General features: G+C 71.1%; 9 protein-coding genes. 5 read left to right on the top strand and 4 right to left on the bottom strand.

Annotated features, from left to right (window positions below):
* The 3 genes from NON00_RS23365 to NON00_RS23355 all read right to left on the bottom strand — a co-directional run.
* A partial coding sequence (locus NON00_RS23365) for a hypothetical protein (RefSeq protein WP_256025194.1) occupies positions 1-509 on the bottom strand: 509 nt, incomplete at its 3' end.
* Positions 510-595: 86 nt separating this feature from the next.
* Entirely contained in the window at positions 596-1,660 is a 1,065-nt protein-coding gene (locus NON00_RS23360; protein WP_256025193.1) for a hypothetical protein, read from the bottom strand.
* Positions 1,661-1,972: 312 nt separating this feature from the next.
* The gene (locus tag NON00_RS23355; protein ID WP_256025192.1) at positions 1,973-2,428 is read right to left on the bottom strand and encodes a MarR family winged helix-turn-helix transcriptional regulator; all 456 of its coding nucleotides are present in this window, start codon (positions 2,426-2,428) and stop codon (positions 1,973-1,975) included.
* A 148-nt stretch (positions 2,429-2,576) separates the two neighbouring features.
* Between NON00_RS23355 and NON00_RS23350 the strand changes: the two genes are divergently transcribed.
* From NON00_RS23350 to NON00_RS23330, 5 genes are all read left to right on the top strand, one after another.
* Entirely contained in the window at positions 2,577-3,086 is a 510-nt protein-coding gene (locus NON00_RS23350; RefSeq protein ID WP_256025190.1) for a flavin reductase family protein, read from the top strand.
* A gap of 28 nt (positions 3,087-3,114) precedes the next feature.
* Positions 3,115-4,368, top strand: coding sequence for an acyl-CoA dehydrogenase family protein (locus NON00_RS23345; protein WP_256025189.1), 1,254 nt, complete (start codon positions 3,115-3,117; stop codon positions 4,366-4,368).
* A gap of 1 nt (position 4,369) precedes the next feature.
* A complete protein-coding gene (locus NON00_RS23340; protein ID WP_256025188.1) occupies positions 4,370-5,239 on the top strand; it encodes an alpha/beta fold hydrolase in 870 nt (289 codons plus the stop codon).
* A 37-nt stretch (positions 5,240-5,276) separates the two neighbouring features.
* Positions 5,277-6,416, top strand: a complete 1,140-nt coding sequence (locus NON00_RS23335; RefSeq protein WP_256025187.1) for a sialidase family protein — start codon at positions 5,277-5,279, stop codon at positions 6,414-6,416.
* A gap of 78 nt (positions 6,417-6,494) precedes the next feature.
* Entirely contained in the window at positions 6,495-7,757 is a 1,263-nt protein-coding gene (locus NON00_RS23330; protein ID WP_256025186.1) for an MFS transporter, read from the top strand.
* 5 nt (positions 7,758-7,762) lie between these two features.
* Here NON00_RS23330 and NON00_RS23325 read toward each other — a convergent pair.
* Positions 7,763-7,974 (bottom strand): hypothetical protein (locus NON00_RS23325; RefSeq protein WP_256025185.1); only part of this gene is annotated, 212 nt, incomplete at its 5' end.

The raw sequence follows: 7,974 nt of genomic DNA, 5'->3' as shown, positions 1-7,974 counted from the left end.
GCCGAGGCCGCCGCCGCCAGGGCCAGGGTGCCCGGCTGCGGCGCCGCGCCACCCGCGGGCGGCGGGCCGTCCGGCAGTTCGTCCAGCTTTTCCTTCAGCCAGTAGCCGAAGCCAACCTGCGTGCTCTCCACCAGGGTGGCGACGGCAGTGGCCTGCGCCGTCAGCAGCGCGCCGAACTGGTTGGCGAGGTTGCAGTCCTGCTCGATGAGCTTGGAGAGGGTATTGGCCGAGCGCAGCTGCGCGGCCTGCTCGCCCAGATCCTTCAGCCCCTCCTGCCACTGCTCGCCGATCTGTTCCATGCGCTTCCAGAAGGCCCGCTGCATGTCGAGCATGTCGCTCCACAGGTCGGGCGAGGGGCGCGCGGTCACCAGGCGCAGCGCCACAAGGCGCAGCGCATCGGCGCCCAGCGCGCCATGCCGCCCGGCGATGTCGGAGAGGAGGGCGAGATGCCGGGCATGGGCTTCCGCCATGCGGTCCGGCGTCGGCAGGGGGCGGGGGGTTTCGGTCATGCGGGGGGTCTCCGGGCCCAGGGTGCCGTCCGTGCGCCCTGGCGCCCGGACAGCGTTCTTCCGTTTGCGCGTGTTGGGGGGAGGCGCTAGCCGCCGAGGCGGCTCAGCATGCCGTGGATGGCGCGGATCTGGATGGCGCTGCGCGAGGCGTAATCGGGCCGGTTCACGTCGAGCGCCGTGTAGCCCCACCAGTCCCAGCAGCCATCCGGGTTCTGCAGCCGACCGCCATCCGAGCCCTCGGCCTGCGGGTAGAGCATGATGATGTTGTTGGTATCGGCCATGTGGTTATAGCCGGTGCCGGTGATGTAGCGGTTGCCATAGGGCGGCTGGTTGGCGCGGTCGGGGCGGCCATTGACGAAATTGATGTAGTTGTAGCCTTGCTTGCAGCCATGCAGCACGATGTGGACGCGGGCCGGGGCGCCCTCCTCCACCGCGCGGGGAATATAGGCATAGCCGTATTCGCTCATGCTCGCCCGCGCCTCGCCGCCGAAGAATTCCGTCTGGTCGAAGCGCAGCAGGCGGCCGGTGAGGCTTTCGGCGGGCGGGTTCAGCGGGCCATAGATATGGCGCAGGATGTCGTGGGACTGCATGAAGCCGCCATAGTTGATATAGGGCGGCTGGTTGTCCGGCGTGGCCGTGTCGGCCGGGTTGTCGGTGAGGATGGAGTGGCCCGCCGGCACGTCGTCGCGGTAGAGGATATTGCCGGGCGCAACGCCGAGCAGCTCGTAGAATTCGCGCGTGCGCGCCACCACGTCGGAATAGACCACCGTGTCGCGCGAGCCGGTGAAGATATAGATGCGGTCATCGGCGAGGTGGGCGATGGGGTCGATCTCGCCCGCGGCGGCGGCGGTGCGCGCCGCTTCCGCCAGGCGCGCGGCATTGGGCGCCATCTGCGGGATCAGCGGGTTCATCGCCAGGTAGAGGGCGTTCTGCACATAGGCATCGGCCGCGATCAGCGCGCTGGCGCGGAAGATCTCGGCGCAGCGGAAGGGCCCGCCGGCGATGATGCCCGCCCCCATGAAGCTCGCCGAATGGGCGAGGTGCAGTTGCACCGTCATGAAGGCGCCGGAGGAAAGGCCGGAGACGGAGCTTTTGCCCGCCTCGACGGTGTAGCGGCCAAGCTGGCTCGCCTTTGTCATCAGGCCATCCATGCTGTCCTCCCTGCGCGCCGGCATGGCGCCGGGCGGCCATGCTGGCCGCGCGGCATGTTCATTGCGGAGCCGCACTTATGTCACAGCCCCGCGCCGGAGCGGTAGGAGAAACAGCCCGGGCTCCGTTGATCGTGCCGCGCCGCCACCCAGGGCCCGGGGCCCCCGGCAGCCCTCTTCTGAAGGCGGGCGCGGGGCACACGGCCCGGGGAAGGACAAGGAGGAAGTTGGAGGGGGCAAAGCCACCCTCAAGCCCACAGGCACCCGGTCCACAGGCACCCGGTCCACAGGCACCCGGTATTGTGCGGCAGCCCCTCACGGCGGCGGCGGGGCGATCTCCTCCTCATAGGCGACGAGGTTGGCGAAGACGCGGCCGAGATCCTGCTTCAGCCGCGCCACCTCCTCCGGCGTGAAGCCGCGCAGCGCCAGGGCCTCGTGCCGGATGGCCAGCGGCATGAGGTCCTCGACCAGGGCACGGCCCTGCGGCGTCAGGTTGATTTCCACGGCGCGGCCATTCTCCTCCGGCCGGCGGCGGGAGAGCAGGCGCTTGCCCACCATCGCCCCCACCAGCCGCGACAGGGTGGACATTTCCACCGAGGTCACCGCGGCGAGATCGCCCAGGCGCTGGTCGCCCTGCTCCCACAGCGCCGCCATCACCCGGTACATCGGCAGGGTGACGCCGCGCGCCTCCAGCCGGCGGGAGAAGGCTTCGCCGATGCGCACGCCAACGCGGTTGACGAGGTAGGGGAAGGATTCGGTCAGGCGGTACATGCGTCTCCCCAGGGGTTGCGCGGCGGGCCGGCAGGGCCGGGCCACGGAAAAAGATGCGGATGCAACATTTGCATTTGCAAATATAAGTGCGGGCTGATTAGCTCTCCCTCAGGCCAGCCCGGACCACAACCGGGCGCCCGAGGAAACGATGACATCCCCACCCGACGCCCCCGCCGGCGTGCAGGCCGCCTTCCGTGCCGCCATGCGCCGCTTCGCCTCCACCGTCACCGTCATCACCGCCGCCGACCATGCGCGCCGGCACGGCATGACGGCCACGGCCGTGACCTCGCTGTCCATGGACCCGCCCTCGCTGCTGGTCTGCATCCACCGCCAGACCCTGCTGCATGACATCGTGATGCGGGCTCCGCGCTTCTGCGTCAACGTGCTGCACCCGGCGCAGATCCCGGTCTCGGCGGCCTTCAGCGGCGGCACGCCGCCCGAGCGCCGCTTCGATGACGAGGCCTGGCAGCAGAGCGCGGAGGGCGTGCCCTTCCTGCGCGGCGCCCAGGCCAATCTCTTCTGCCGCAAGGCCGCCGCCATTCCCTACGGCACGCACCTCATCCTGGTGGGCGAGGTGGACCAGGTGGAGCAGGGCGAGATCACCGCCCCGCTGCTCTACCACGATGCCGGCTACTGCATCGCCGCCCCCGCCGCCTGACGCACCCCTTCCGAAGGAGCCAAGCCCCATGCGCCTTGCCCCGGATGACACCCTGCCCCGCCCCCAGCTTCCCCCCCTGGCCGCCCCCGCCACGCCCGAGCCCTCGCCCGAGGCCGCCGCGCTGAGGGCCGCGATCCGCCGCCTGCTGCCCGAGATCCGCGCCCGCGCCGCCGAGGCGGAACGCCTGCGCCATGTGCCGCAGGAGAATGTGGCGGCGCTGCGCGAGGCCGGGCTGTTCCGCACCGTGCAGCCGCGCCTCTTCGGCGGGCTGGAGCAGGATTTCAGCGTCCTGGTCGAGCTGGTGATGGAGATCGCCGCCGCCTGCCCCTCCACCGGCTGGGCCTGCGGCCTGCTGGCGGCGCATCAGTGGCTCGTCGCCGCCTTCCCGGAGGCGGCGCAGCGCGAGGTCTGGGGCGCCACGCCGGAGGCCGTGGCCTGCGCCTCCTATGCCCCCACCGGGCAGGCGGTGCCCATCGAGGGCGGCTATCGCCTGAGCGGGCGCTGGGCCTTCGCCAGCGGCTGCGACGCGGCGCACTGGGCCATCTGCTCCGCCCTGCTGCCGGGCGGCGAGGGCCAGCCGCCGCAGCTCTCCTTCCTGCTGGTGCCGCGCGGCGAGATCAGCCTGGACGACACCTGGCACACGGTGGGTCTGGCCGGCACCGGCTCCAAGACGCTGGTGCTGCGGGACTGCTTCGTCCCCGCCCACCGCGTGCTGCGCGTGCGTGACACGGCCACCGGCAGCAGCCCGGGGCGGCAGCTGCACGCCAACCCGCTCTACGCCATTCCCATGCTCTGCAACATTCCCTCCTGCCTCGCCGCCACGGCGGTGGGCGCGGCGGCGGGCGCGCTGGAGAGCTACCTCGACATGACGAGCCAGCGTGTCACGCGCGGCGCCGTGGCGGGGGGTGGCAACCGCATGGCGGAATTCCCCACCATCCAGCTGCGCGTCGCCGAGGCCGCGGCCTCGGTCGATGCGGCGCGCGAGATCCTGCTGCGCGACCTGCGCGCCCGTGCCGCCCTCGCCCGCGCGGGCGAGGAAATCAGCATCGAGGACCGCATCGCCAGCCGGCGCGGCCAGGCCTTCGCCACCCAGCTCGGCCTGCGCGCGGCGGAGGCGCTGAACGCCTCCACCGGCGGGCAGGGGCTCGACCTCGCCAACCCGGTGCAGCGCGCCTGGCGCGATGTCAACGCCGTCGGCCGCCATATCAGCCTGAACTGGGACGCGGTGGGCAGCATGTATGGCCAGATGGCGCTCGGCCTTGAGCCCAAGGGGCAATACTGAGATGCCCTTCGCCCTCATCAACGGCATTTCCCTCCATTACGAGATCCATGGCGAGCGCGGCCCCTGGGTGATGCTCTCCCCCGGCGGGCGGCGCGGGATGGAGGAGATGCACGGCCTCGCCACGCGCCTCGCCGCCGGCGGCTGCCGCGTGCTGCTGCATGACCGGCGCAACACCGGCCGCTCCGGCGTCTCCATCGAGGACACGGCCAGCGAGTTCGAGGTCTGGGCGGATGACGCGGCGGCGCTGCTGCGCCACCTGGGCGCGGCGCCGGCAGTGCTGGCCGGCTCCTCCTCCGGCTGCCGCATGGCCATCCTGATGGCGCTGCGCCACCCCGAGACGGCGCGCGCCCTCTATGTGATGCGCCCCACCGGCGGGGAATTCGCCGTCCGCCGCCTCGCGCGGCGCTACTACACGATCTTCATCGAGGCGGCCGAGCGCGGCGGCATGGCGGCGGTGTGCGAGACGGACCATTTCCGCGATCTCGTCGCCGCCGACCCGGCGCGGCGCGCGGTGCTGATGGCCATCGACCCGGCGCGCTTCCTGCGCATCTTCCGCACCTGGCGCGCTGCGCTGGAGCAGGGGCTGCACACCCCCATCCTCGGCGCCACGGAGGCGGAGCTGCGCGCGCTGCGCCTGCCCGCCTGCGTCGTGCCCGGCAATGACAACACCCATTCCCGCGCCACGGGGCTGCGCCTGCACGCCCTGCTGCCCGATGCCGTGCTGGACGAGCTGGAAACCACGCATCGCGACGTGGACATCGTGCCGATGCCGGACTGGGTGCCGGATGAGCGCCTCGCCGCCTCGCTGCTCGGCTTCATCCGGCAGCACGCGGCGGCCGGGGCGGCCGGGGCGGCCGGGGCGGCGGCGTAATGCGCGTCCTCCACAGGGAAGAAAAGGAAACACCGGCATGATCCTGATCTCGAATGGCGGGGAGAACGCGCACCGCGCAGCCCGCCCCGGCGGCAGCATGGCCATCGGCACGGTGGATGGCGTCTTCATCCTGGAGAGCCGCACCGCGGAAAACTGGTTCCTGCGCCACCGCGCACTGGAAGGAATTTTCGTCAGTGGCCTGACGCAGCTGGAGAATGGCGCGCTGATCGCCGCCACCCATGGCTGCGGCATCGCCCGCAGCGATGACGAGGGGCGCAGCTGGCGCTTCATCAACAACGGCATCACCCAGTTCGACGCCTGGGCCATCCGCAGCGGCCGGCTGCACGGGGAGGAGGTGCTGATCGCCGGCACCCTGCCCGCCGCCCTCTTCATCAGCCGCGATGGCGGCGAAAGCTGGGAGGAACTGGCAGCGCTGCGGCAGGCGCCGACGGCCGAGCGCTGGTTCTTCCCGCCGCCGCCGCACAAGGGGCATGTGAAGGAAATCGTCATCCAGGGCGACAGGCTCTATGTCGGCATCGAGGTTGGCGCGCTGCTCGTCTCCGAGGATGGCGGGGCGAGCTTCCGCACCCTGCCGGTGGACCCGGACCCGGCGGAGGTGGATGTCCACCGCATCGCCGTGCACCCGGCACGGCCGGGGCGCATCCTGCTCTCCAACGGCCTCGTCGGCATGATGGAAAGCCATGATGGCGGCGCGAGCTGGCAGCGCAACGCCTTCGCCTCCGGCCTCGACTACCCCGAGCCGATGGTGATTCATCCGGAGCAGCCGGACCTCATCTTCGTCGGCGGCGCGGTGGGCTGGCCGCCGCACTGGTACCGGCTGGGCCGCGCGCGCGGCCGCATCGCCCGCAGCCGCGATGGCGGGCAGAGCTGGGAGATGCTGCTGGGCGGCCTGCCCAATGGCCAGCGCGCCATGTGGGGCGGGCTGACGCTGGAAGCCTGGCCCGAGGGCTACGCCCTCTATGCCGCCGACACGGACGGGCAGGTCTTCTCCAGCCGCGATGGCGGCGAGAGCTGGTGCATGATCGCCGAGGTGGCGCCCGTCTCGAAGGGCGATTTCTACCGCGGCCTCGCCAAGGGCCGGCCGCGCATCGCCAATGTGGACGACATGATGTTCTTCGACGCCGCCAAGGAACGCATGGGCAAGGTCGAGGTCTGAGGCACGGCCCCGCCCGTCCGCCAGCGCCGCCGCAGAGCGGCCGGGGCGGGCGGGGCCTTCATCACGAGGGAAACGGACATGAACAAGATGACGCCCGCCCGGCGCGGCTGGGCGGTGGTGCTGGCCTCGGCGCTCGCGCTGATCGTCGGCCAGGGCTCCATCAATGTCTTCGCCGCCGGGGTCTTCCTGAAGCCGGTGTCGCAGGAGCTGGGCCTCGGGCGCGGCAGCATGGCCGCCGCCATCGGGCTCTCCAACCTGATGGCCGCGCTGGCCACCCCCTTCTTCGGCCGGCTGATCGACCTCTACGGCGTGCGGCGGCCCCTGCTCGCCTCCATCCTGCTCTTCGCCCTGGCGACGGCGGGGATGGGGCTGATGGCCGGCTCCGCCGTGGTGGTGATGCTGTTCTACGCCGCCGCCGGGCTGTGCAGCACGGGGCAGAACCCCACCGCCTATTCCAAGGTCGTCACCCGCTGGTTCGACCGGCAGCGCGGCCTGGCGCTTGGCATCACCCTGGCCGGGGTTGGGCTGGGCACGGCGCTGGTGCCGATGGCGGCCGAGGCGCTGATCCGCGCCTTCGGCTGGCGCATCGGCTATGCCGGGCTGGGCCTGGGCATCCTGCTGCTGGCCTTCCTGCCCGTGCTGCTGCTGGTGCACGAGCCGCGCCCCGGCGAGGGGGCGGAACGCGCCGGCCCCGGCACGGCCCAGGGCGCGAGCTTCGCCGAGGCGGCGCGGCAATGGCGCTACTGGGCGATGGTGGCGGCCTTCGGGCTGGCGGCCTTCGCCATCAACGGCACGCTGGTGCATGTGGTGCCGCTGCTGACCGACCGCGGCATCCCACCCGCCCAGGCGGTGACGGCCATGACCGGCGCCGGGCTGGCGCTGATCGCCGGGCGGCTTTTCGCCGGCTGGCTGATGGACCGGCTGTTCGCGCCCTATATCGGCGTCTTCTTCCTGCTCTGCCCGCTGGTGGGGCTGCTGCTGCTCTCGGGCGAGGTGGCCTATCCCTGGCCGCTGGTGGCCACCGTGCTGCTCGGCCTCGGCATCGGCGCGGAAATCGACCTGATGTCCTTCCTGATCGGCCGCTATTTCGGCACCCGCGCCTTCGGCACCCTGCACGGGACGATGTTCATGTTCGTCGTGCTGGGCAATGCCGCCGGGGCCAGCGTGCTGGGCTGGGCCTTCCAGGCGCTCGGCTCCTATACCGCCGCCTTCGTGGCCATGGAGATCCTGCTGGGCGTCGCCGCCGGGCTGCTCCTGGTGCTGGGGCCCTATGCCTATCCGCCGCCGGGGCACGGGCGGGCGGCACCGGAGGGAATGCCGGCCTCCGCGCTGCCACGATAGGTTTTTCAAAGGAAGACGTTCTTTTTTGAAAAAAAGAACCAAAAAACTTTTTTCAGTTCGCGTCCCGCTTCAGGCCTGAGGCGGGACGCCAGACTGAAAGAAAGCTTCTTTTTCTTCAGAAAAAGAAGAAATGAAAAAATCCTAAGGCCTGTTAGAGCTTGATCCAGTCTGCGGTGGCTGCGAGGCAGAGGATGCCGAGGAATGATCGGGCGGTCTT

Origin of the sequence: Roseomonas sp. GC11 (genome assembly GCF_024437745.1) — a bacterium.
GTDB lineage: Bacteria > Pseudomonadota > Alphaproteobacteria > Acetobacterales > Acetobacteraceae > Pseudoroseomonas.
The sequence above is the reverse complement of the archived record's forward strand: the minus strand, read 5'-3'. Positions and strand labels throughout refer to the sequence as shown.